The sequence below is a fragment of the Veillonella sp. CHU732 genome, from assembly GCF_003992085.1.
Classification (GTDB): domain Bacteria; phylum Bacillota; class Negativicutes; order Veillonellales; family Veillonellaceae; genus F0422.
Genome location: NZ_RQVC01000001.1, coordinates 111,215 through 134,742, shown reverse-complemented (window position 1 = coordinate 134,742; position 23,528 = coordinate 111,215). Strand labels below are relative to the sequence as shown.

Below are 23,528 nucleotides of genomic sequence, written 5' to 3'. Positions count from 1 at the left end.
GTTTGCTGAGAATATTAAATTATATGCAGTCCAATAATTATAGCCTTGTGCTAATATAATAAAATAGACATATCGACTGTTTTGTGAACGTAGAAAAAAGGAGTTAGAATGAAAGTAAGTAAAAAAGTGTTACTATTAACAGCTATTATGGGGATGACTTGGTTTGGGGCATTTGCCATGGATGGTGTAGCGTCTGAGGAGAGAAATGGCGTTAGTGGAGTTAGTAGCGCTTCCATTATCGATGATGAATCCGAGGAAAGGCCTGGCGTTAGTGCAGTTAGTAGCACTTCTAGTATCGACGCTGAATCAGAGGAAAAAAATGATGCTGGTGAAAAGCACTACGTATACTCCTTTACATTGGATGACTCAAACCATAAATTTGCAACTATTAAACCTAAAGAAGTGAGTGAGGACAATGCGTTTTCAACTGCTAAAAAAACACAGCTATATGGTATGGAAGCAATAGACAAGGAAGTGGAATCTGTATATCCAAGCGACTCGTTACATACAAATTATGTGGTTCTTGAACGCTGGGACTTAGGAGGAATAGACCCGCTCGATAGAGTAACGATTCATGATGGAGGAGATTATTATAAATATGTTACCTATGGATTAACTGAGCTGTATGATAAAGAAAGTAAAGATCAAACAAAAAGTGGGTTCGGCATGGAATTTACTTTTAAATTAAAAAAAGCTGCTTTTAAGGATGAAGAGAAAGAATTAAAAAATGTAGTAGGAGTTTTGCAGACTATTGCCAGAAGTACTATATTGCATGGAGAAATCTTTAAACCCTACGAGTTTGTCTATACAAGTCAAACTGAAGTGATGGATACGGAACAAAAGTCCAATATTAGCGGTTTTATTATAGTTCCAGATAAAGAACTTGAATCTCTAGATACTCCATATGGACGTATTGATTTCTTAGCTTTTATCGGAGTTACAAAGGAAGAGTTACTAGCGATTAGGAAGCAAGAAATCACTGTAAAAGAGTTATATGAAAAACTTGGCACAGATGTGACAAGTTATACTAGAAAGTCAGTGATATAGTTACTCTAAATGGCAACTTTCATTGCTATATCAAGTAATCTATGATACAATAAACTCATCTTATAGAGATAAGAACTACAATCAAATACATAAGTCTTTGAGGCAAGGTGCGAGGGGAACCTCAATTCCTGACCGGCGGTATAATAGTCCGCAAGCTCTTAGGAGCAGATCCGGTAATATTCCGGAACCGACAGTAAAGTCTGGATGGGAAAAGACAGTATATTGATGGCTATTGTATAGGCTATCAAATATTTGGAATGCTAAAGGGACTATGTATATAGTCCCTTTTTTGTGTAGAGGTGAGCCATGACACATATGACAACTGATGAAAAATATATGGCAAAAGCAATTGAATTAGCAGAAAAAGCAAGAGGATGTACATCTCCAAATCCGATGGTAGGGGCTATTATTGTAAAAGAGGGTCGCATCATTGGTGAAGGATACCATCAAAAAGCAGGTGAACCTCATGCAGAGGTGTATGCTTTGCATCAAGCTGGTATGGATGCCAGAGGCGCTACCTTGTATGTAACACTTGAACCATGTTCACATTATGGAAAAACACCGCCTTGTGCTAAACGTGTGATAGCCGCAGGTATCTCAAGGGTTGTCATCGGTATGATTGACCCTAACCCTTTAGTTGCTGGTAAAGGCTTAGATATGCTACGAGAGGCGGGTATAGAAGTCGAGGTTGGTGTATTAGAGCGACAATGTGTGGAAATGAATGAAGCATTTATTACATACATTAAAACAGGAAAGCCTTTTGTGATTTTAAAATCTGCCATGTCTATCGATGGAAAGATTGCTACTGCCAGTGGCGAATCAAAATGGATTACCAACGAAGAAGCGAGGATCGATGGACATCGTATTCGTAAAGAAGTAGATGGTATGTTGGTGGGTGTCGGTACAATTATATCGGATGATCCATTGCTAAGTTGTCGTCTTCCACAAGAAACGATAGAAAAGCAACCACATCTATTTATTCTAGATTCCCAAGGTCGAACGCCATTAGATGCGACTATTTGGACAGTACCTAATCGCAATATAACAATATTTGTTGGCGAAGAGTGTGGGCTAGAACAAATGGGAGCTTTCAGTGATAAAGGCGCAGAAGTCATTGTGACGCCATCAAATGAAAGAGGCTTAGATATTTCTTTTATTCTGGAAGAACTAGGGACTCGTCAATGTATGAGCCTGCTCATTGAAGGTGGAAGCCAAGTGGTGGCTAGTTTTGTAGAAACTAAATCTTTTGATAAATTGGTAACCTACATTGGAAATCGTATTATTGGCGGTATTGGAGCTACACCAGCTGTGGGTGGTTTAGGCTTTTCTAGTTTGGATGAAGCAGTGCAACTAGACATTGATGAAGTGATGGCTGTTGGTGATAATATGAAAATAATTAGTTATCGAAGAGGAAGAGAAGGCGTTTATGTTTACGGGGATCATTGAAGAAATAGGGACTATACAGAGTGTAAAACGTTCCCAAAGTTCACTTACCCTTGAAATCGCAGGAACTGTCATTTTCGACGACTTAAGAATTGGCGATTCTGTAGCAGTCAATGGTGTGTGTTTAACAGCAACCACTATTGGCTCTAATCGATTCACAGCTGATGTGATGCCAGAGTCTGTGAAAATGACAACATTACTCAATCTTTCAACAGGAAGTAAGGTCAATTTAGAACGAGCTATGGCTGCCAACGGTCGTTTTGGTGGACACGTTGTGGCAGGTCATGTAGATGGACAAGGTACTATCATCGGGAAGGACCATGTGGGTAATTCTATCGTGTTCCGCATCACTACTGATTCCGATATATTACATTATATTATTTACAAAGGGTCCATCACTGTGGATGGAGCTAGTTTGACCGTATCTAAGGTGGGACCGAGTTGGTTTGAAATCTCTATCATTCCTCATACCATTGGAAACACCATTTTACAATATGCCTCCATAGGGACTACAGTGAATTTAGAAACAGATATTTTTGGTCGTTACATTGAACACTTTATGAAAGGGCCTCAAGAGGTGCCGACTAAAGGTGGAAAGGTAACGATGGATACATTGTTAAGTAACGGCTTTTTATAGAAAGGATGATACAAATGTCCTATACATTAAATACTATTGAGGAAGTAATTGAAGATTTGAAAGCAGGAAAACCTGTGATTATTGTGGATGATGAAAGTCGGGAAAATGAAGGCGATTTAGTGATTGCAGCTGAATTTGCTACTCGTGAAACTATAAATTTTATCATCAAAGAGGCTCGAGGTTTATTGTGTACACCGATGCTAGAAGGTGATTTGCTACGACTTGGTATTTCTCAAATGGTAGAAAAGAATACAGATAATCATGAAACCGCGTTCACAGTGTCAGTAGACCATGTGGATACTACCACTGGTATCTCTCCAGAAGAACGTGCTGTAACGATGCAAAAACTCATTGATCCAAATTCAAAACCAGAAGATTTTAGACGCCCTGGACACGTATTTCCATTGCGTTACAAAGAAGGTGGAGTATTAGTACGTCAAGGCCATACAGAGGCGTCTATCGACCTTTGTAAACTAGCTGGATTATATCCTGCTGCAGCGATTTGTGAAATTACCAATGATGAAGGCTATATGTCACGTATGGATGATTTATTGGCTTTCAGTAAAAAACATAATTTAAAGATTGCTTCTGTAGAAGCTTTAGTGGAATACAGAAAGCGACACGATAGATTAGTAAGCATTGCAGCAGAAACAAAACTGCCTACAAAGTTCGGTGATTTCCGCATCGTTATATTTAAAAATGAAGTGGACCATAAAGAGCATCTTATGATTGTAAAAGGTGATGTACGTGGTAAATCTGACGTGTTAATGCGCATTCACTCCGAATGTTTGACCGGTGATGTGTTCGGTTCTCATCGCTGTGATTGCGGGGAACAATTAGAAAATGCATTGCGTTCTATTGAAGAGCAAGGAGAAGGCATTGTTATTTACATGCGTCAAGAAGGGCGTGGCATTGGATTAACGAATAAAATTAAAGCCTATACACTACAAGATCAAGGGTATGATACAGTGGAAGCAAATGTAAAATTAGGTTTTCCTCCAGATATGCGCGAATACTCCTTAGCAGCACAAATGTTACGTGAATTAGATGTAAAAAGTGTTAAGTTGTTAACGAACAATCCAGAAAAGAAAGAGGATTTAGAACGTTGGGGAATCACTGTATCTAAGCGAGTTCCTATTGTGATTAAAGCCAATAGCATTAATGCAAAATATTTGAATACAAAAAAAGAAAAAATGCGTCATATGCTGTAATCATATATGAAAATAACACTTAGTGTACAGATTGCTTAGGTCCATATATGTCTTATATAAATAAAGGAGAATGACAATGATTCAAGAAGGTAAATTAATAGGTACAGGTAAGAAATTTGCTATTATCGGTTCCCGTTTTAATGAGTTCATCACATCTAAATTAATTAGCGGGGCGAAAGATGCATTATTGCGTCATGACGTACAAGATAGTGACATTACTACGATTTGGGTACCAGGTGCTTTTGAAATTCCCTTAATTGCTCAAAAAGCGGCGAAAAGTGGCAAATATGATGCTGTTATTTGTTTAGGTGCAGTTATTCGTGGTGCTACTACCCATTACGATTATGTTTGTAATGAAGTAGCAAAAGGTATTGCCCACGTGTCGTTAGACTCTGGCGTACCTGTTATGTTCGGTGTAGTCACAACGGAAAACATTGAACAAGCTATCGAACGTGCTGGTACAAAAGCTGGTAATAAAGGATTTGATTGCGCTATGGGTGCTATCGAAATGATCAATCTATTGGAATCTATGTAGAAAGAAGGATACCCGTGGATTTTATTAAACGTTATACAACAGCAGAAGGATTGCGGCTATCCATTGCCGTAACTACTGATGCAGTAGAAGAGGCGAGAGTTCGCCATGATTTGTGGCCGGTAGCAACAGCTGCGTTAGGTCGTACTATGACTGGGGCTATGCTAATGGCTAGTGATTTTAAAAATGATGAAAATGTAAGTATCCGATTACGTGGTGATGGACCTTTGGGCATTGTTCATGTGGATGCATTCAGTAATAACACTGTGCGAGGATATGTGGACCATCCGCATGTAGATGTACCACTATTGCGAGAAGGAAAGCTTGATGTAGGGGCTGCTGTAGGGCGTAATGGAGAGGTTCAAGTGACTCGCTTTACTAAACTTCGTCAAAACTATACCTCCCAAAGCCCTATTCAAACAGGTGAAGTGGCGGAAGATTTAGCCTATTATCTTGCTATGTCTGAACAAGTGGGGTCTGTATTAAGTCTTGGTGTATTAGTAGATCCAGATTACCATACGATTGTAGCAGGTGGCTTTTTAGTACAAGCTTTACCAGATGTGACAAATGATGCATTTGATAAAATTGAAGCAAATCTGAAAACCATTGGACCTGTGACTAATTATTTGAAAGCAAATCCTAATGCGGAACACTTAATGGAACGCATTTTGGATGGATTTACTGTCCAAGAAGTCTATAGTGAGCGTATTCATTTTGCATGTCCTTGTAGTCGAGAACGATTTTTTGATCGATTAGCAAGTTTGCCATTGCATGATAAACAAGAATTAGCCCAAGATGAAGTGACAGAATTAACTTGTCACTACTGTAATGAGAAATATCACTTTTCTAAGGAAGACATGCAAACCTTATTAATCGAAGAAACACATTAATGCTACTTGTTTCTATGGAGGGAACAGTATGAAAAGTATTGAATGGAATGGATCAGAAGTTATTATCTTAGATCAAACGAAATTACCTACATCTGTGGAATATATACGTTGTACTGACTGGCGGCAAGTGGCTGAAGCTATCAAAATGCTTCGTGTTCGTGGGGCCCCTGCTATTGGTGTATCTGTTGCCTATGGATTAATTCTTGCCTTCCGTGAAAGCTATCATCGTGGTGGTGCTAGTGCAGAGATTCTATCTGAATTTAGAGCCTTTGCAGAAACCTTACGCCAAACTAGACCGACAGCTGTTAATTTAATGTGGGCTATCGATCGTGTATTACGTGTGGTAGATTCTTTCACAGGAGATATTGGCGAATTGGATACGGTTCTTGTAAAAGAAGCTATTGCTATTGATACTGAAGATGTTGCCTTAAATGAAAGTATGGCAAAACATGGAGCTACCTTATTCCAAGATAAAGAGTCCTATCGCATATTGACACATTGCAATGCAGGAGCTTTAGCTACAACAGGAATAGGTACTGCCTTAGGGGTGATCCGTGAAGTCTATACACAAGGTAAGTTAGATCGTGTGTATGCAGATGAAACAAGACCATTATTGCAAGGATCTCGACTAACTGCTTTTGAGCTTCATGAAGATGGTATTCCTGTGACATTACAAACTGATAATATGGCTGGTTATGCTATGCAACAGGGTCTTATTGATGCAGTGATTGTGGGGGCTGACCGTATTACTTTAGAAGGTGATGTGGCCAATAAGATTGGCACATATGGTGTTGCTGTATTAGCCAAACATCATAATATTCCATTTTATGTAGCCGCTCCATATAGTACATTCGATTTCTCTATGGCAAGTGGTAAGGATATTCCTATTGAAATGCGTAATCCTCAAGAGGTATTGCAATTCCAAGGCGTTCCTTCGGCACCGCAAGGCATTGAAGTATTGAATCCTGCTTTCGATGTAACACCTCATGATTTGGTGACCGCTATTATCACAGAAGAAGGTGTGTTACGACCTCCGTTTAACGAAAGTATTCGCAATTTACAAGAAAAGAAAAGGAAATAGGAGTTGAACATGGTTGACGTTGTTATCACACATGTAGATGTGTTACAAGAAAATTCAATTGCAAGAGATATTGCTATTGTCATTGAAAATGGATACATTAAAGAATTTGTTTCTAATGATGCTGCACCTCAAGCTAAAGAAGTGATTGATGGTAAAGGTATGCTAGCAGCCCCAGGAATGGTAAACACGCATACTCATATTGCTATGGGCTTATTGCGTAACTACGCAGATGATTTAGAATTAATGGATTGGTTGCAAACTGCGATCTGGCCAGCAGAAGCTAAATTGAATAATCACTTAGTCTATTGGGGTACTCAATTAGGTATTGCAGAAATGTTCCGTTCTGGTACTACTTGTTTTAGTGATATGTATTTCTTTATGGATCAGACGGCTAAGGCTGTGAAAGAAACAGGTATTCGTGCTGTATTATCACGGGGGATGGCTGGTGTAGCGCCTACGGCAGAACAAGCTTTAGTAGAAAGTAAAGAGTTGTTTGAAACGTATCACGGTTATAACCAAGATCAAATTAAGGTAATGCTAGGACCTCATGCACCGTATACATGTCCTGATGGGTACTTAGAACGAGTAGTTCAATTGGGTCATGATATAGGGGCACAAGTTCATATGCATTTAAGTGAAACAAAAGGAGAAGTGGAAAATGTTATAAAAGCTACTGGTAAAACTCCTATTGCACATATGAATGACTTGGGTTTATTTGATTTAGGTTGTTTAGCAGCCCATTGTGTGCATGTAATAGATGAAGATATGGATATTATGAAAGAAAAATCTGTTCGCGTAGCTCATAATCCACAATCGAATTTAAAATTAGCCAGTGGTATTGCACCAGTGCCAGAAATGCTTGCTAAAGGAATTGTGGTAGGCTTAGGCACAGATGGTTCTGCTAGTAACAATAATGCAGATATGTTAGAAGAAGTGCGTTTAGCAGCTATGCTACATAAAGCTCGTTTATACGATCCATTGGCAATACCTGCCCAAACGGCTTGGGAGCTTGGTACAGTCATGGGAGCTAAAGCATTAGATTATAATGATTTAGGCATATTAGACGTAGGATATCGGGCAGATATTGTATTGTATGATACAACAGGCTTACATTGGCAACCACGGTATAATGATGTAGCCTCCTTAGTGTATGCGGCTAATTCATCAGATGCTACTACCGTTCTTGTGGGGGGGAAAGTGGTGATGAAAGATAAAGAATTATTGACTATTGATGAAGAAAAATTACGTTATGAAATTGCCCAAGCACAGGCTGTATTTCAAGCGTAATAGGAGCTCTTATGAAAGTATGTAAAAAGTTAGCACTGGGACTTGTTTTGGCAAGTGCATCTATCATGGTTACACCGTTTATAGTACAAGCAGAGACACATGTATCTGGTGGCGTTGGTTATCACGGTGTAGGCTACTATCGTGGCATGGAATATATGCGTGGATACTATGAGGGAAGGGCCTTTGTATTGGGGGCTTTTAGTAAACATATTGACCATCCTACAAAGAGTTATAAAGTTGCAAATGAGGCTAAGGCACTGGGTGATGTGCAATCACAAATGGAAAAACTTAGCCATGAACCGTACTATTACATTGGTAAATCTAAAGATGGTAATAGTATCCTATCATCAGAAGGACAACCTGTAATGGGACCTAAAAAAGAGTTACATATAGGTCGCTTAGATAGTACAGGAAAGCTAGACGTTGTACTATATGAAGAGGCAGGTAAAACAGTATTAGAAACTGTGAATACGGGTTCTTCTATTGTCATGCCGACAAAGCATGTAGAAGTATCACCTACAGGATTAATCTATGCTATGAAAGGCGAGGCAACTAGCTATTATAATCTGCAAGGTCAAATGTTGCATAGTAAGCCCTTTAAATTTGATAAAGAATTATATGGTGACTTGCATAGCGTAGGTACAAGCAATAAATTAGTAGCAATATTTAATGCTCGAACAGGAGAATATAAATCGGATGAGATATTTACCTCTCTAAGTTGGAATCAAAATACAGGTCTTATTTCCGGTTATCAAAGAGATGGATCTATTTTATATTTTGATGATGAAGGTAATCATGTAGAGGCAGCTACAGCTTTGAAAATTATCTCACAAACGGAAGGCACTCAAGCCCGTAAAATAGCAATGCCACAACAAGTTGAGGGTGAGCGGATTCAACGCGTATTAGCTCCTTTCAGTGAAGGAATTGCCTTTGTATTATTAGGCAATAAACAAAAGGTAGCTATTGATGAAAGCGGAAAAATACTATTTTCTGTGAAAGAGTATGATGAAATTGAACCCTACCTAAATGGGATAGCTCGTGTAACAAGAAAGGCTCATGGGTTAAATTTTGGTGGAATTTTTAATACATTGGCGGCTGCTTTGGTGAAAGGTGCATTCTATCATCAGGCAAGCTATGGTGAAACTGACTATGCTTGGACAACCTCTAAATTAAAACGAGGGTATATTGACAAAACAGGCAAAGAAGTTATTTCTTCTAAAAATCAGATGGTCAGCCCATTAACTGAAGCCGGGATTATGACCTATAAAGATGGCCGTTTTGGACTGTATACCAAAGAGGGTGTTGAAGTATTCCCAATGGTCTATAAAAATATTACATATATGCCAGAACTAGGAGCCTTTCTCTTACAAGATGAAGAAGGGCGTTGGGGTGTAAAACGTCAAGATAATAGTACTATGCTTCCATTTGCGTATTCAAAATTAGAAGTAGTAGCTCCTACGGTTTTGGTTGGTAAATCTGGATCCGCTTATCGAATGATTTCCTTAGATACATTCCGTGAAATTGGTGAAAGTTATGATTCCATCACGGCGCCTAAACCATTCTATGGTGTTTACAGTGGATTAATTGGTAAACGAGGAAATAATATATACCTTGTCAATCCATTAACAGGCGAAAGTCTATTGCAATTACCATCGGACACATCTAAGGTGGATACAGCTACTTTAGAAAGTGTAGTTTATAAACAACATGGTAAATATGGTGTTCTAGATTTTACAGGAAACACTATTATTGAGCCAAAGTATGAGTCTATACAAGTATTTGTTGGTAAAAGCAATTAGTATACACTATAAGATCTAACGTATAGTATTATCAATAGATATGAATTGATTAGATAAAACTAGTCTAGCTTGTCCGAAGTTAATTTTAATTAGCTATGGATATTTGAAATAAAAGAGAGGTCTCTATGGCCTCTCTTTTAATTGACAAAAAATTTTATTTATATTACTATGGAATAAATTGATTTAACAATTTGTAAATTTAAGTAACAAGTGAGCAAGTGCTCAATATATAGTGTTCGGATAAGTTCCATTTTCCTTAGGGAAAGTGGATTTTTTATTAGGAGGAAACTAATGCGATTGTGGAATGCAGTAGCTTGTACCTCTGTTCTATGCGGTTTGATGGCACTATCAGGGTGTTCTTGGACTGCTGATACGCCAACAGCAGTAACACAAGAGGCGGCAACAAGAACGGAAATTGACAGGACGGGAACTTCTGTGACCATGCCAAGTCATCCCAAACGGGTTGTGATCTTAAATACAGCCAATATTGATATGTATTTGGCCGTAGAAGGAACCATTGTGGGCCGTATGGATGCGGCTTCCTTATCAGGAGAGTTAAAAGATAAGGTGAAAGATATCCCGTCTGTAGGGAATACATATAATCCTGATGTAGAAAAAATTATTAGCCTAAATCCAGATTTGGTGATTGGTATGAATATAGCAAATCACATAAAACTTCGGGAGGCTTTAACATCGGCGAACATTCCTTTGTATATTAATGATTTAGATTCCTTTGAGGATGTCAATCGGTCCTTGCAATTATTTGGTGAACTTACAAACCATGAAGACATAAGTAAGAAAGAAATAGAGAATATAGACCAAACATTTACTATGTATAAAGAAAAAATTAAAGATAAACCACACCCCAAAACCTTATTATTACTAGGAACACCAGGTAACTTGAATGTGAGTACAGACCGTTCTTTTAGTGGTAAATTATTGGATAGCTTAGGGGCTAATAATATTGGTAAAAATATAGGTGGTGAGGCTCCTTATGTACCATTAAGTTTAGAATTCGTTCAAGAACAGAATCCAGAACGTATTATTTTTGTAGTTATGTATCCTGATCCATCGATCAAAGAGTCCTTTGTGAAAGAAATGCAATCAAACCCAGCGTGGCAACATGTGCAAGCGGTGAAAACAGATCAGATTCACTATGTTCCAGGTGGTTTGTTCGCCTTGAATCCTGGTACACGGATTACTCAAACTCTCGAATTAATGTACAAAGCATTATATGAATAATTTTTGGGAGGTTATGTCATGAATACACTTTTAAAAGCATCCTTATGCGGAGCTATTTTCAGCACTTTATTAGCGCCTATATATGTGACACATGCAATGGAGGCAAGTGATAATTATATGGCGGTAGTTACGGCTTCGAAACAAGCAGAAACTATTAGGAATAGTTCTGCAGCTGTACAATTAATTACGCAAGATGATATGAAACGTTTAGGAGCAGATACGGTAGAAAGTGCTCTACAATTGGTGGAAAATATTAATTTATCAGAAGCAGGTATGACTGGTAATCAGGTGATGATTCGTGGTATGGAATCACGCCACTCTCTTGTGCTCGTAAACGGCCGTCGTTTAGCCGGTGAAGACGCATCTAATACGACAAATGTATACACGCTGCGCCGCATTAATTTAGACCAAGTGAATCGCATTGAAATTGTTCGTGGACCTTCTTCTGCTTTATATGGATCAGATGCTATGGGTGGTATCATTAATATTATTACGAAGCAGCCTACCGATACTACCGATATGTTACAATCTTTGGGTGTATCTAGTGGTACTAAGCACGAACAAGCATATTATGCATTGAGCAGTGGAAACCAAGGTCGTTGGAATGCAAGCTTCAATATGAATGTGACGAAAGAACGGCCTATCAATCGACATATGTCAGAAAAGACTTTCAATACGAGAACAAAACAGTTAACAGGCTATACAGAAGGATATCGTCGTATCATGTATGGTCAAAAACAATCCTATAATAGTAGTGTTATGTATGATTTTAAAAATCCTAACCTAAATACAATTAAAGTAGATTTCAGTTATTTTAAAGAAAAGCTACACACTGATAATGCTGATAAATATGCTACTGTATTTCACAAAAGTGGAATGGTCTTTGCGGCAGATTCAAGAATGGTACCTGTCAATTTAAATAAAACAGAATATTTTAACAATAAGAGTATACAAACAGGTATTACCTACAGTGGTAGAACAAATAGAAATAATTATGAAATAGGAACTTATTATAGTCAATTAGATAAATCCTATTTAATGATAGATGATCGGACTCTACCTGAGGGTGTTATTAATGTAGTGATGCCAAGCAAACCACCAAAACCACCAACACCATTGAAGTTTGATTACCAATCTTTGTATCCGGCTACTGATAATGATACTGCTACATACAAAAACATTGTTCTCGAAGGAAAGGACACAATGTATGTAGGAGATCATCATGATGTAATGTTTGGCGGAGAGTACCGACGTGTTATCTATGAAGGCACTCGCCTAGGCGGATTGGATGTCCACAAAATGAAGCAAAGTAAAAAGTTTCATTATGATTCTTGGGCCACATTTGTAGAAGATTTATGGCGACCGATTCTAAAACTTTCATTAACATCGGCAATTCGGTATGAAAACAACAGTCAATTTGGGCATAATATTACACCAAAATTGGGAGTAGTCTATGAATTTGATATACATACACGGGTGAAATTTAACTTTGGAAAAGGATATAAAGCTCCAAGTATTTCAGAATTGTACTTAAATATGTTCCATACGACACCTATGGGTGTATTGAATATTATAGGAAATCCAAATTTAAAGCCTGAAACGTCTACGTCGTTTGATATAGCTTTAGAAGCAGAACGTGGTAAAACATTTGGTAAAGCCTCCTATTACCATACACGTGTAAGTAATCTAATTGATAGTCATCGGATACAATCTGATGTGCCAGGTGTATCACAACGTCATCAATACTACAATATAGGTAAAGCAAAAATTCAGGGTTTAGAATTAAGTGTAGGTCATAAAGTATCGAATCGTATCACCGTAAAAGGAACCTTCAACTATATCGATGCGAAAGATATGGCAACTGGCGAACGCTTAGGTAATCGTCCAAGATCAGTAAGCACGTTACAACTTATGTATGATGACCATAAATCCAATGGATATAGTGCTGTATTATGGAATAGCTTTACATATAAATATGGTTTTGAAGAAGCGCGAAATCGCGGCGCTAATAGTTATAATGAATACTCTTTTAACACATTAAACTTCAGTGTCAATAAAAAATGGAATAATGGAATATCTGCCTATGTAGGAATTGATAACTTATTAAACCGTGAAGTACATGATTTATATATCGATGGTCGTATGTATCGAATTGGCATGGAAATGAAATTATAAGATAAATTCCTAGAAACTATAGGGGACTAGGCTTGACAAATATATGTCAACTGCTTATAATATCTGTATGTGCGTATATAAATTACCTGCACTTCCATTATACGTTTTGGAGGGGGGGATATAGATGTCAGAAATTAAAGTCGGTAAAAATGAATCGCTTGAAAGTGCACTTCGTCGTTTTAAACGCTCCTGCCAAAAAGCAGGTGTTTTATCTGAAGTACGCAAACGCGAACATTACGAAAAACCAAGCGTAAAAAGAAAGAAAAAATCTGAAGCAGCAAGAAAACGCAAATTCAAAGCGTAAGTCAATCTTGGAGGTACAACATGTCCTTAAAAGATCAGCTTAAAACAGATATGAAAGAAGCTATGAAAGCTCGCGAAGCAGGTAAAGTGGCTCTTTCAGTCATTCGCATGGTAAATAGCGCCATAAAAAATACAGAAATCGACAAGAAAATTGAATTAGAAGATTCAGATATTCTCGCTATCTTAGCGAAAGAGATGAAAATTCGCCAAGATTCTTTAGCTGAGTTTGAGAAAGGTCATCGTGATGACTTAGTGACTCAAGTGAAAGCAGAGATGGATGTATTAGCCAAATATTTGCCTGCCCAATTAAGTGAAGAAGAAATTCGTCACATTGTGGTAGAAGCGATTTCCACCCTAACTGCACCAATTAAGATGGGTGACCTTATGCCATTGGTTATGCCAAAGACTAAAGGTTGTGCAGATGGCAAGTTAGTCAATGCGATTGTCAAAGAAGAACTTGCAAAAGTCAACTAATGTGTTGACAGACTTAATTGATTATGTTACTATAATTACATAATATAATACTAAGTCAATGAGGACTCTAAGAAACATAGTTTCTTGGAGTCTTTTTGTTTATTATGAGGAGGTTTATCATGAGCAAAGAGTTATTATATTACATTCCAGCAGGCCAATATGGTAAAGAAGGTGTTCTTGCCTTATTAGAACAACATCCAGAAATTCGTTTTGTATCTTTAGTCGGTGTTGATTTAGCGGGTAATGATACTGATGAAAAAATTCCAATGGAGCAATTCTTTGACGATTATGAATCTTTCTTTGAAGGTCGTGCAGTACAAACAGATGGTTCCTCTGTTGTGTTGACAAATATTGCTACGTTGAACAATGCACGTGTCGATATGTGGGGTGACCCTAGTGTAAACTGGTTTGTTGACTACAACTATGAACATATTGATGAAGCTACAGGCAAACCGACGGGTACACTTCGTATTCCAGCATTCTTGAAACATTGTGATCGTTATGTAGACTCTCGTTCTATCTTAAAACGTAGCTGTGAATATGTAAAAGAAGAATTGATGAAATTATTACAAGCGAACCAAGTGAAAGGCATGGAATTTATCGATGCTAATGAAATCGCTGACGTTATCTTTACATCTGCTACAGAATTGGAATTTTGGGTGAAAACACCTTCTAGAAATGTAGATGCAAAAGCGTTATCCGTCTCTCAAAAACTACAAGAGCAATACTGGCAACGTACACATGGTTCCGTTCGTACAGCCTTAGAAAAAGCAGTATCTTTGTTAGATAAATATGGTTTACATGCAGAAATGGGCCATAAAGAAGTTGGCGGTGTAAAAGCGAAACTAGATGATGAGGGTAATGTAGACTGGGTATTAGAACAATTAGAAATTGACTGGAAATACACAAATAATCCATTACAAACAGCGGATAATGAATTGCAAGCTCGTATCATCGTTCGTGAAGTATTCCGTGAAAATGGCTTAGATGTTACTTTCAATGCGAAACCAATCATCGGCGTAGCAGGCTCTGGAGAGCATACACATTTCGGTGTGATGGTAAAAATGAAAAATGGCAAAGTGTACAACTTGTTCTCCCCAGCTGATTTACGCAAAGAACATGCTAGCCCATTGGCATACGGCGCTATTATGGGTCTATTAAAACACTACGAAGCGATTAACCCATTTATTTCCTCCACAACAGACTCCTTAAACCGTTTAAAACCAGGTTTTGAAGCACCTGTATGTATCGTTACATCCTTAGGTACAGATCCTGCATTGCCAAGCCGTAACCGTACTATTCTTTGTGGTTTGATTCGCGATGTGGATACACCAATGGCAACTCGTTTTGAATTGCGTTCTCCGAACCCATATACAAATACATACACAGCATTGGCATTGATCTACTTGTCTGCTTTCGATGGCATGAAGTATGTTATCACATCGGGTAAAGCACCAGAAGAGATCTTAGCGGAATTGTCCAAAAAAGAAGGAGAAGTAGCTGATTATCTGGAAGCATCCCGTGAATATCGTTCAGAAGTTGACGTATTCGATGATTTCACAGCAGAAGAGCGTGATCGTAAATTCGGTAAAGCTCCTGCTACTGTATGGGAAAATATCCAAGGCTATACAAACAATCCAGAAAAAGTAGCCTCCTTAACTTTGGGTGGTGCTTTTGAAAAAGATTTGATGGATTCTTTCATGGCTGGTGTAATAAATCGTTGGAAATTAGAATTAGCAAACCGTATTGTTCCAGCTAATATTCAATTAGTGCGTTCCTTACAAGCTATCCATGATGCAGCAGATGCTTTTGATAGTGCGAACTGGAACAAAGTGAATAGCTTGCGCTTATACCTAGCAAAAGATAGTGTAGACAGCAAATCTTTATTCACACGCATCACTGATGCATTGGTGAAAGGTGACTATAATACGGCGTCTGCATTACAAGTAGAAATGAACGAAAAAGTAGTTGAATTAGAAGCATTGTATGCAGAATATACTCGTAATATTCTATAATAGGTACTTGGTATAAAAAAGGACTGACCACAACATTGTGTTCAGTCCTTTTGCTATGATATTTTATAATCTTTCATTACTATTAGGTTCTTTTCCATATCGAACGACTAAGACCAAACTAATGACTAATGCTAAAATAGCAGCAGACCATAAGAATAGATCCAGTGATGACTCATGGGATACGATGATCAGTCGAATGATGGCTGTGATACCGATGTAGATAAAGTACCGAAGAGGGAAGTGGAAGTTATTTTTAAAATATTTCATCACTAACGATAGAAACTCAAAGAATAGGAAGAAATTAATAATTTCTTCTAAAAATGTAGTATATGCTACATCAGTTGTAAATAAACCTGGTATGAGCGTCACAATATAAAACGCTGTATTCAACACCGCTACGGTTAATACGATACCAATAGAAAATAAAGTGAAGTTTAGAACCCACTGAAAAAATGTAGACACTTGTTGCAAAAAATAATTCATAAGGACCTTTCCAATAAAAAAGGGTGGAGTGACGAATCACTGCACCCTTATGTATTTACTTAGTAACAATTAAACTAAGGCTTTAGTTGCCGCTTCAGCTGCGTCGAAGTTAACAGCAGATGTTACTTCTGGCACGTATTCTACGTAACGAACTACGTCGTCTTTGTCGATGACAACGATACCACGAGATAATAAGCGTAAGCCTTCAAGAATGAAACCATAATTTTCACCGAAAGAAAGATCGCGGTGGTCAGATAAAGTTTCAACTTGATCGATACCAGCAGCACCACACCAACGTTTTTGAGCGAATGGTAAGTCTACGGATACAGTTAAGACAACCACATTGTCACCTAATTTAGAAACGTTTTGATTGAACCAACGAGTTTGCGCATCACATACGCCAGTATCCAAAGATGGTACTACGGAGATAACTTTTACTTTACCTGCGTAATCTGCTAATGTTTTTTCACCTAAGCCATTATCTAATAATGTGAAAGCAGGAGCTTTGTCGCCTACTTTAACTTCTTTGCCCAATAAAGCGATTGGGTTACCTGCAAATGTTACTACACCTGTACGTTTTTCCATTGTATGTTCCTCCTTAAAATACGGAATAATATCTTTTGTATATTGACATTATAACATGGTACAATAAAATTAGTAAATAAACTTTATCGAAAAAAATCGAAATTATCATAGAATGGGGGTACGTATGAAAGGTTTTCACTTATTCCGATACTTTTTTAAAGAACATTCCTATAAATATATCATTGGCATCATTCTACTTCTAACAATTAATGGATTATTCTTATTAGTGCCTACTTGGATGGGGGAAGCCATCAATACATTATATGTGGGAAAAGATGGAATTTGGTATTACGTTAGTTTGTTTGTACTGCTAGCTATTGTGATTACTGTGTTGAAATTTATTTCACGTCACATGCTCTTAGGATCTATACGCAATTTCGAGTTCTATTTACGTCGTGAGTTGTTTCGTCATGCGTTACGAATTCCTACTTCGTATTATGATGAACATGGTCCAGGAAAAGTTATGGCTTTGATGACAAATGATGTAACCTCTTTACGTGTGTCTCTGGGATTAGGGGTTATGTTATTTGTAGATGCCTTATTCTTTGGGGTCATTGCATTTTGTATCCTCGTTCAAAAAATGTCCTTATGGTTAGCAGTGGTGACTATATTGCCGATGCCATTTATTGTGTATGGCATGTTGAAGCTTTCAAAACATTTACGAAGTCGTCAAAAGAAAGCACAAAGTTCCTACAGTGATGTAACAGAATATGCCCAAGAGTTATTCTTAGGGATGGCAGTCATTCGCGCATTCAATAAAGAATATACAAGCTGGAAACGTTTTACAAAAGTAAATGCAACCAACTATGAAAATAATCTAGATGTGGTGCGAATTGATTCCTTATTGACTCCATTAACATATATGGCACCCTTTGTCTGCTATGCTCTCAATATGTATGTGTGTGGTCAAGCTATTATCAATGGAGAACTAACGGTAGGGGAATTTGTGGCGCTTAACGGCTATGTCATGCTTGTTATAGGACCTATCATGGCGATTGGTTCTTTAACATCTGTGTTGCAAAAAGGTTTTGCCTCCTTGGAACGAATGGAAGAATTCTTTGAACTCCCACAGGAAGAAATTCAAGAACAAGTAGGGCGTTTACCATTAGAAGATATACATATTCAAGGGTTACATTTTGCCTATGCTACTAGTAAGGAACCAATTTTAAAAGATGTATCTATGCATATTCCAAAAGGATCGTTTATTGGTATTGTTGGTGGACCGGGGTCTGGAAAGTCTACTTTATTTAAGTTATTATTGGATATTCAGCATGCCCCTAAAGACAGTATCCATTTTGGTGGTACTGACATTCAAGATATTCCGCTTAGTACATTACGGAATAGTATTGCCTATGCATCATCCACGCCTTCTTTACTAAGTGTATCCATTCGAGATAATATTCAATTTGGTTATACAAATAGAAAAGATTTGTCAATAACTATTGAAGAAGCTGCTCAACGGGCGGGTTTGTTTAGAGATTTAGAGGAACGTATTGAAGGGAATCGTAAGTTTGATAACCTAGAAGAAGGTGGTACCGATGTATCTGGAGGACAACGACAACGAATTTCTTTGGCTCGTGCATTCTTTAAAGATGCTCCCTACTTGCTTTTAGATGATGCTTTCTCTGCTTTAGATGCTCATAGTTTATGTCATATCTTAGACACACTGCGATCTAATACAGAACAAACTATTATATGCATTTCACAGCGTCTAGAGGCCTTAGAAGATGCAGATTGTATTTATGTGTTCCACGAAGGTCATATCGTTGAATCTGGTACGCATTCAGAATTATTACAACAAAAAGGTATGTATCATCAGTTGGTGATGTTGCAAAAGCGAGGAGATAGCCATGAGAACTAAACAAAAAACAGATTATCATGTGCTATTACAATTGTGCACATTTATAAAACCGTATATGGCCTATATGTGTCTTGGCGTTTGTATGTTGCTGTTAGTGCTCGGTGTACAACTAGTACGACCAGTTATTATGAAAGAATTTATCGATGTTGGTGTGGCAACTAAAGATATGGGGCTCATAACGAATTATGCAGTGACTTATATTGGATTAATTTTGTTTGGAATGATTGCATTAGGTGTTGAAAACTATGCTTTGCAAAGTTTTGGACAACGTATCATCTATGATATTAGAAATAAAATTTTTGAAAATATATTAACTATGAGTCCTAGAGAGTTTACGGCATATCCTGTAGGAAATTTAGTGACACGAGTTACCAACGATACAGAATCGATTCGCACCTTATATACAGAGGTACTAGTAAAAATAAGTAGTAGTATCCTTCAGATTATTGGCATTTTAGTGTTTATGTTTCTTATAGATACTACATTGGCTACCATAGTGTTACTATTAGTGCCTGTATTTACAGGCGTTATCTTTATCTATCGTAAGTATGCTAGAAAAGCTTTCAGAGGTGTTCGTAGTAAAGTGGCTGCATCCAATGCATCCGTACAAGAAATGTTAAATGCTATTTTGATGATTAAAACCTATGTAGGTGAAATTATCATGGAAAAAAGCTACGATAAGGTAAGTCGAGAGTTTCTAGAGGCAGGCTTATTTGAGGTAAAAACATTTGCTATATTTAGACCTATCGTAGATGGATTATTCTTTGTGGCTCTAATTGCTATTTTTACTGTGACTGGATATTTTGATTCTATTACAGAGGCAGGCACTGTATTTGCATTTTTACAATATATTAATCGAATTTTTGAACCTATTAAAGAAATTGCTGAAAAATATGGTAACTTACAGTCTGCCTTAGCAGGAGCCGAACGTATTTTACCTATGTTGGAAAGTGAAACTAAGCAGGTACAAAAGAATATTGTGATACCAAAAGAATTTTCTGCGATTCATTCTATCGAGTTTGATCATGTCTATTTTTCTTATGATGGAACAGAAAATTACGTATTGAAAGATATTAATTGGTCCTTACAGGAGGGGGGATTCTTAGGAATAGCAGGTCCATCCGGTGGCGGTAAGTCTACAATGATGCAATTATTACTTGGTTTTGAGCAGCCTACCAAAGGGTGTATTCGTATAAATGGACATGATTTAAGCACGTTGGATCCAAGAATCATACGTCAATCTATGGGCTATGTATTCCAAGACTCCCATTTGTTTAAAGGGTCTATTGAAGAGAATATTTCCTTATTTGATAGTTCTATTACAGAAGACATGGTAAAAGATGCTGCTAAACGGGCTCATTTGGATAGTTCCGTACAGCGATTGGAAGAGGGATATCAAACACCTGTGGGGTATTTAGGTTCCTTACTTTCACAGGGGCAACGTCAATTATTGTCCTTAGCTAGAACCTTGGTACAGAATAAATCATTATTAGTATTCGATGAAGCTACTTCCAATATAGATAGTCACACAGAAGAATTATTGCAACAATCGATTGCAGATATGAAAGGTGATAAAACGATGATTGCCATAGCACATCGTTTGTCAACGTTACGTGATGCTACAAAAATTATTGTCATATCGGATGGTGAAATTGTAGAACAAGGTACCTTAGAGGAAGTGCTAGGCCAAAAAGGTTTGTTTTATCAATTATGGAATGCATAAAGAAAGGGTAATATGGAAGATATTATTTCACGAGATAATAAAAAAATTAAGCACATTGTACAATTATATAAACGAAAATATCGTACTACGCATCAGGAATTTGTAGCTGAAGGATATCGTACTGTAATGGATATGCTGCCTACTGGTACAGTACGGTATGTCATTGTCAACATAGAATCCATAAAACAGGAACAGTTAGAGCCATTGCTATCCTTATGTGACATCTATGACGTCCAGGTATTTTCCATTTCAGATAACCTATGGAAAGGGATTGAAACAACAGTTCATGGACAAGGGATAATTGCTGTAGTATGTCAAAAAGTACATCGACTAGAAGATTTTCGTGTAAAAGAGAATGGTCTATATGTACTCATTGATGGAGTACAAGATCCAGGCAATTTAGGAACTTTAATACGAACTGCTGTTGGTGCTGGTGTAAGAGCTATGTTTTTAACATCTAATACGGTAGATATATACAATGAAAAAACAGTGCGTAGTACTATGAGCGGATTGTGTAAATTACCGATTTATACAAATGTCACACAAGATAGTGTAGTAAAGCTTATAGAACAGCAAGGAATCAAATTGTATGGAACTGTTTTAGAAGATAGTGTTAACTATGGAGAACCAAGCTATGAAGGGGCCACTATGATTGCTCTAGGAAATGAGGCAAATGGTATTTCAGAGGATATATTACAGTTGGTTACACAGCGAATTTCTATCCCTATGTATGGTCCTATGGAATCTCTGAATGTTGCCATAGCTGGAGCTTTGTGCATGTATAAAGTACAAGAAAGAAAACTTTGTCTATCCAAATAGCAATAATTTTGGTAGAATAAGAATACAATTATCCATTTAGTGCGTACAGGAAGGTAACTATGAAACGTCTAATTGTGAATGCAGATGACTTTGGTTTACATCCTCTTATTAATGAAGGAATCCTAGAAAGTCATCAACAAGGAATAGTAACAAGTACGTCTTTATTGGCATCTGGAGACTATTTTGAGGATGCCTTATCATTAGCTAAGACAACGCCCACACTAGGCGTGGGATTGCATATTTGCTTGGTCGGTGGTCTTTCACCTGTTTGTGATCCTAAAGAAATTCCAAGTCTGTTGATAGATGGTAAATTTCCTATGACACACACGGAATTTATAAAACGCCTTTTTAAAGGACAAGTAAAAGGTTCTGAATTGCGAAAAGAAATTGAAGCACAATTTCAAAAAGTAATGTCTACAGGATTACCTATAACACATGTAGATGGACATCAACATATGCATGTACTACCACAAGTGTTGTCTATAGTGGCAGAACAAATGAAGCGCTATGGTTTAACTAAGATTCGAATGCCCGATGAAACTCCATTTTTAATGAATGGTGTGTCTTCACTAGGTCGTTGGATTGGTAAAGTAGGACTAACGGTTATCACACAACAAGCCTACACTACATCTCGTGATTTTGGATTTTCATCGCCCCTATATTTTTGGGGTATGATGAATGGTGGTCAATTGAGGGAAGAATCTTTGTTAGCAATTTTAAAAAAAGTTGCTAAGAAACAAGGGGTCCATGAAATTATGACACATCCTGGTAAAGATAATCATACACTGCAATCCTTGTATGATTGGGGATATCATTGGGATGAGGAACGAGCGGCTATGACATCGGCTAGAGTAAAAGAATATATCGCTACTCATGATATTAGCCTCATCCATTATGGACAATGGACTGAAGGAGCCCATTCATGAGCACCATGGTAAAGCGAGGAATCTTCATTGGATTGTTGCTCTTGTTTGTGTCAGGGATAACAATTTATTTTACAATTGATTTAGATTCATTGGCTACGCTAGGTACATTTAATCTTACATCTTTATTGTTGGCCATAGTAGCACTTGCTTTAGGTATGTACTTTGATGGATTGCGCCTGCAACGATTAGTACATATGGGTGGATATAATTTATCCTTGATTGCCATTCTACGAGTTATTTTTGGTAATTATTTTATGGCCATGCTCACACCTGGTGCTAGTGGTGGTGCGGTGGCACAGGCTTTAATTTTACGGTCCTATCATGTACCTATTGGCACTGCCGCTCCGATCGTATTAGTGCGAACCGTATTTTCCATATTATTTCTAATTGTTATGTTACCGATTATATTGGTAACGGAACCAATCGAAGTACCATATATAACTAATACACAATTATTAGGTATATCGATTTTTGTTGTGATTTCAACATTTATGGGAATGTATTTACTACAAACGCGACTCATGAAACGCTTGGTAACTTGGATATGTAAGATGATGAAGAAAGGAAACCCGAAAGGTTGGCTCATTAAGTTGGATGAATTTAATAGGGGACTTAGTTTATTATATGCAAACCCTATGCAATCTTTTATCGTTTTTATTGAGTCTGCATTGAGCTTATTATTCTTATATGCGATAGCGCCAGCTTTGATGTATGCGTTTACTTCAGATATTAGCATTGTTGAAATTTTAAATCGTATGATTTTATTAAATTTAATTTTATATTTTGCACCCACACCAGGTGGAGCAGGAGTTGCTGAAGGATTATTTGTGTATTTATTCGCCTCCTTTGTACCAATTGGAACGGTGGGGCTAGTTGCAGTGGCGTGGCGGATTGTTGCAGAATATGTTCCATTTTTTATCGGCATGTATTCCGTATTTACTCTATATGGACAACACATGGCAAGTTCCGTTTCCACTAGTAGTGAAGAGGTGTAG

The 23,528-nt window shown here is 37.5% G+C and carries 21 protein-coding genes and 1 riboswitch; of the genes, 19 read left to right on the top strand and 2 right to left on the bottom strand.

Annotated features, from left to right (window positions below; translation table 11 throughout):
* Positions 1-108 precede the first annotated feature (108 nt).
* The 14 genes from EO121_RS00670 to EO121_RS00605 all read left to right on the top strand — a co-directional run bounded on the left by EO121_RS00670 (position 109) and on the right by EO121_RS00605 (position 16,136).
* Entirely contained in the window at positions 109-1,047 is a 939-nt protein-coding gene (locus EO121_RS00670; RefSeq protein WP_127165316.1) for a suppressor of fused domain protein, read from the top strand.
* Between the two features lie 89 nt (positions 1,048-1,136).
* Positions 1,137-1,267: riboswitch (FMN riboswitch) on the top strand.
* Positions 1,268-1,362: 95 nt separating this feature from the next.
* Positions 1,363-2,493, top strand: coding sequence for a bifunctional diaminohydroxyphosphoribosylaminopyrimidine deaminase/5-amino-6-(5-phosphoribosylamino)uracil reductase RibD (gene ribD, locus EO121_RS00665; RefSeq protein ID WP_164725816.1), 1,131 nt, complete (start codon positions 1,363-1,365; stop codon positions 2,491-2,493).
* Positions 2,474-3,127 (top strand): riboflavin synthase, encoded by a 654-nt coding sequence (gene ribE / locus EO121_RS00660; protein WP_127165312.1) that lies wholly within the window; start codon positions 2,474-2,476, stop codon positions 3,125-3,127. Before ribD ends, ribE (EO121_RS00660) begins: the two co-directional genes overlap by 20 nt.
* Before the next feature lie 14 nt (positions 3,128-3,141).
* Positions 3,142-4,338 (top strand): bifunctional 3,4-dihydroxy-2-butanone-4-phosphate synthase/GTP cyclohydrolase II, encoded by a 1,197-nt coding sequence (locus EO121_RS00655; RefSeq protein WP_127165310.1) that lies wholly within the window; start codon positions 3,142-3,144, stop codon positions 4,336-4,338.
* Between the two features lie 70 nt (positions 4,339-4,408).
* On the top strand, positions 4,409-4,873 hold the full coding sequence (gene ribE / locus EO121_RS00650) for a 6,7-dimethyl-8-ribityllumazine synthase (protein WP_164725812.1): 465 nt from the start codon (positions 4,409-4,411) through the stop codon (positions 4,871-4,873).
* 14 nt (positions 4,874-4,887) lie between these two features.
* The gene (hslO, locus tag EO121_RS00645) at positions 4,888-5,760 is read left to right on the top strand and encodes an Hsp33 family molecular chaperone HslO (RefSeq protein WP_127165307.1); all 873 of its coding nucleotides are present in this window, start codon (positions 4,888-4,890) and stop codon (positions 5,758-5,760) included.
* A 28-nt stretch (positions 5,761-5,788) separates the two neighbouring features.
* The gene (gene mtnA / locus EO121_RS00640; RefSeq protein ID WP_127165306.1) at positions 5,789-6,841 is read left to right on the top strand and encodes an S-methyl-5-thioribose-1-phosphate isomerase; all 1,053 of its coding nucleotides are present in this window, start codon (positions 5,789-5,791) and stop codon (positions 6,839-6,841) included.
* Between the two features lie 9 nt (positions 6,842-6,850).
* Entirely contained in the window at positions 6,851-8,128 is a 1,278-nt protein-coding gene (locus EO121_RS00635; protein ID WP_127165304.1) for an amidohydrolase, read from the top strand.
* 11 nt (positions 8,129-8,139) lie between these two features.
* The gene (locus EO121_RS00630) at positions 8,140-9,927 is read left to right on the top strand and encodes a WG repeat-containing protein (protein WP_127165364.1); all 1,788 of its coding nucleotides are present in this window, start codon (positions 8,140-8,142) and stop codon (positions 9,925-9,927) included.
* 291 nt (positions 9,928-10,218) lie between these two features.
* A complete protein-coding gene (locus EO121_RS00625; RefSeq protein WP_127165302.1) occupies positions 10,219-11,169 on the top strand; it encodes an ABC transporter substrate-binding protein in 951 nt (316 codons plus the stop codon).
* Between the two features lie 18 nt (positions 11,170-11,187).
* Positions 11,188-13,344, top strand: coding sequence for a TonB-dependent siderophore receptor (locus tag EO121_RS00620; protein WP_127165301.1), 2,157 nt, complete (start codon positions 11,188-11,190; stop codon positions 13,342-13,344).
* Positions 13,345-13,468: 124 nt separating this feature from the next.
* Complete coding sequence (gene rpsU / locus EO121_RS00615) at positions 13,469-13,648, top strand: 30S ribosomal protein S21 (RefSeq protein ID WP_009353131.1); 180 nt, start codon at positions 13,469-13,471, stop codon at positions 13,646-13,648.
* Between the two features lie 20 nt (positions 13,649-13,668).
* Positions 13,669-14,121: a GatB/YqeY domain-containing protein gene (locus EO121_RS00610; protein WP_127165299.1), complete on the top strand. Its 453-nt coding sequence runs from the start codon at positions 13,669-13,671 to the stop codon at positions 14,119-14,121.
* A 119-nt stretch (positions 14,122-14,240) separates the two neighbouring features.
* A complete protein-coding gene (locus EO121_RS00605) occupies positions 14,241-16,136 on the top strand; it encodes a glutamine synthetase (protein WP_127165297.1) in 1,896 nt (631 codons plus the stop codon).
* A gap of 63 nt (positions 16,137-16,199) precedes the next feature.
* Here EO121_RS00605 and EO121_RS00600 read toward each other — a convergent pair whose 3' ends face one another.
* Together EO121_RS00600 and tpx are read right to left on the bottom strand one after the other, a co-directional pair.
* Complete coding sequence (locus EO121_RS00600) at positions 16,200-16,619, bottom strand: phosphate-starvation-inducible PsiE family protein (RefSeq protein ID WP_164725811.1); 420 nt, start codon at positions 16,617-16,619, stop codon at positions 16,200-16,202.
* Between the two features lie 69 nt (positions 16,620-16,688).
* Complete coding sequence (gene tpx / locus EO121_RS00595) at positions 16,689-17,204, bottom strand: thiol peroxidase (RefSeq protein ID WP_127160155.1); 516 nt, start codon at positions 17,202-17,204, stop codon at positions 16,689-16,691.
* A gap of 124 nt (positions 17,205-17,328) precedes the next feature.
* On the opposite strand from tpx, the gene EO121_RS00590 reads away from it, so the two are divergent.
* From EO121_RS00590 to EO121_RS00570, 5 genes are read left to right on the top strand one after another with little or no spacing between them, the layout of a single operon-like run.
* Positions 17,329-19,065: an ABC transporter ATP-binding protein gene (locus EO121_RS00590; protein ID WP_127165295.1), complete on the top strand. Its 1,737-nt coding sequence runs from the start codon at positions 17,329-17,331 to the stop codon at positions 19,063-19,065.
* The gene (locus EO121_RS00585) at positions 19,055-20,788 is read left to right on the top strand and encodes an ABC transporter ATP-binding protein (protein WP_127165293.1); all 1,734 of its coding nucleotides are present in this window, start codon (positions 19,055-19,057) and stop codon (positions 20,786-20,788) included. Before EO121_RS00590 ends, EO121_RS00585 begins: the two co-directional genes overlap by 11 nt.
* Positions 20,789-20,800: 12 nt before the next feature.
* Positions 20,801-21,607, top strand: a complete 807-nt coding sequence (locus tag EO121_RS00580) for an RNA methyltransferase (RefSeq protein ID WP_127165291.1) — start codon at positions 20,801-20,803, stop codon at positions 21,605-21,607.
* 59 nt (positions 21,608-21,666) lie between these two features.
* The gene (locus EO121_RS00575) at positions 21,667-22,533 is read left to right on the top strand and encodes a ChbG/HpnK family deacetylase (RefSeq protein ID WP_127165289.1); all 867 of its coding nucleotides are present in this window, start codon (positions 21,667-21,669) and stop codon (positions 22,531-22,533) included.
* Entirely contained in the window at positions 22,530-23,528 is a 999-nt protein-coding gene (locus EO121_RS00570; RefSeq protein WP_127165288.1) for a lysylphosphatidylglycerol synthase transmembrane domain-containing protein, read from the top strand. Before EO121_RS00575 ends, EO121_RS00570 begins: the two co-directional genes overlap by 4 nt.

What these genes read in the sequence shown, in the direction of transcription:
- EO121_RS00585 (WP_127165293.1), top strand. Translation starts at nt 19,055, where the DNA reads ATGAGAACTAAACAAAAAACAGATTATCATGTGCTATTACAATTGTGC.
- EO121_RS00635 (WP_127165304.1), top strand. Translation starts at nt 6,851, where the DNA reads ATGGTTGACGTTGTTATCACACATGTAGATGTGTTACAAGAAAATTCA.
- EO121_RS00590 (WP_127165295.1), top strand. Translation starts at nt 17,329, where the DNA reads ATGAAAGGTTTTCACTTATTCCGATACTTTTTTAAAGAACATTCCTAT.
- EO121_RS00620 (WP_127165301.1), top strand. Translation starts at nt 11,188, where the DNA reads ATGAATACACTTTTAAAAGCATCCTTATGCGGAGCTATTTTCAGCACT.
- EO121_RS00670 (WP_127165316.1), top strand. Translation starts at nt 109, where the DNA reads ATGAAAGTAAGTAAAAAAGTGTTACTATTAACAGCTATTATGGGGATG.
- EO121_RS00610 (WP_127165299.1), top strand. Translation starts at nt 13,669, where the DNA reads ATGTCCTTAAAAGATCAGCTTAAAACAGATATGAAAGAAGCTATGAAA.
- mtnA (WP_127165306.1), top strand. Translation starts at nt 5,789, where the DNA reads ATGAAAAGTATTGAATGGAATGGATCAGAAGTTATTATCTTAGATCAA.
- EO121_RS00600 (WP_164725811.1), bottom strand. Translation starts at nt 16,619, where the DNA reads ATGAATTATTTTTTGCAACAAGTGTCTACATTTTTTCAGTGGGTTCTA.
- EO121_RS00580 (WP_127165291.1), top strand. Translation starts at nt 20,801, where the DNA reads ATGGAAGATATTATTTCACGAGATAATAAAAAAATTAAGCACATTGTA.
- EO121_RS00575 (WP_127165289.1), top strand. Translation starts at nt 21,667, where the DNA reads ATGAAACGTCTAATTGTGAATGCAGATGACTTTGGTTTACATCCTCTT.
- tpx (WP_127160155.1), bottom strand. Translation starts at nt 17,204, where the DNA reads ATGGAAAAACGTACAGGTGTAGTAACATTTGCAGGTAACCCAATCGCT.
- EO121_RS00630 (WP_127165364.1), top strand. Translation starts at nt 8,140, where the DNA reads ATGAAAGTATGTAAAAAGTTAGCACTGGGACTTGTTTTGGCAAGTGCA.
- ribD (WP_164725816.1), top strand. Translation starts at nt 1,363, where the DNA reads ATGACAACTGATGAAAAATATATGGCAAAAGCAATTGAATTAGCAGAA.
- rpsU (WP_009353131.1), top strand. Translation starts at nt 13,469, where the DNA reads ATGTCAGAAATTAAAGTCGGTAAAAATGAATCGCTTGAAAGTGCACTT.
- EO121_RS00625 (WP_127165302.1), top strand. Translation starts at nt 10,219, where the DNA reads ATGCGATTGTGGAATGCAGTAGCTTGTACCTCTGTTCTATGCGGTTTG.
- ribE (WP_127165312.1), top strand. Translation starts at nt 2,474, where the DNA reads ATGTTTACGGGGATCATTGAAGAAATAGGGACTATACAGAGTGTAAAA.
- EO121_RS00570 (WP_127165288.1), top strand. Translation starts at nt 22,530, where the DNA reads ATGAGCACCATGGTAAAGCGAGGAATCTTCATTGGATTGTTGCTCTTG.
- ribE (WP_164725812.1), top strand. Translation starts at nt 4,409, where the DNA reads ATGACAATGATTCAAGAAGGTAAATTAATAGGTACAGGTAAGAAATTT.
- EO121_RS00655 (WP_127165310.1), top strand. Translation starts at nt 3,142, where the DNA reads ATGTCCTATACATTAAATACTATTGAGGAAGTAATTGAAGATTTGAAA.
- EO121_RS00605 (WP_127165297.1), top strand. Translation starts at nt 14,241, where the DNA reads ATGAGCAAAGAGTTATTATATTACATTCCAGCAGGCCAATATGGTAAA.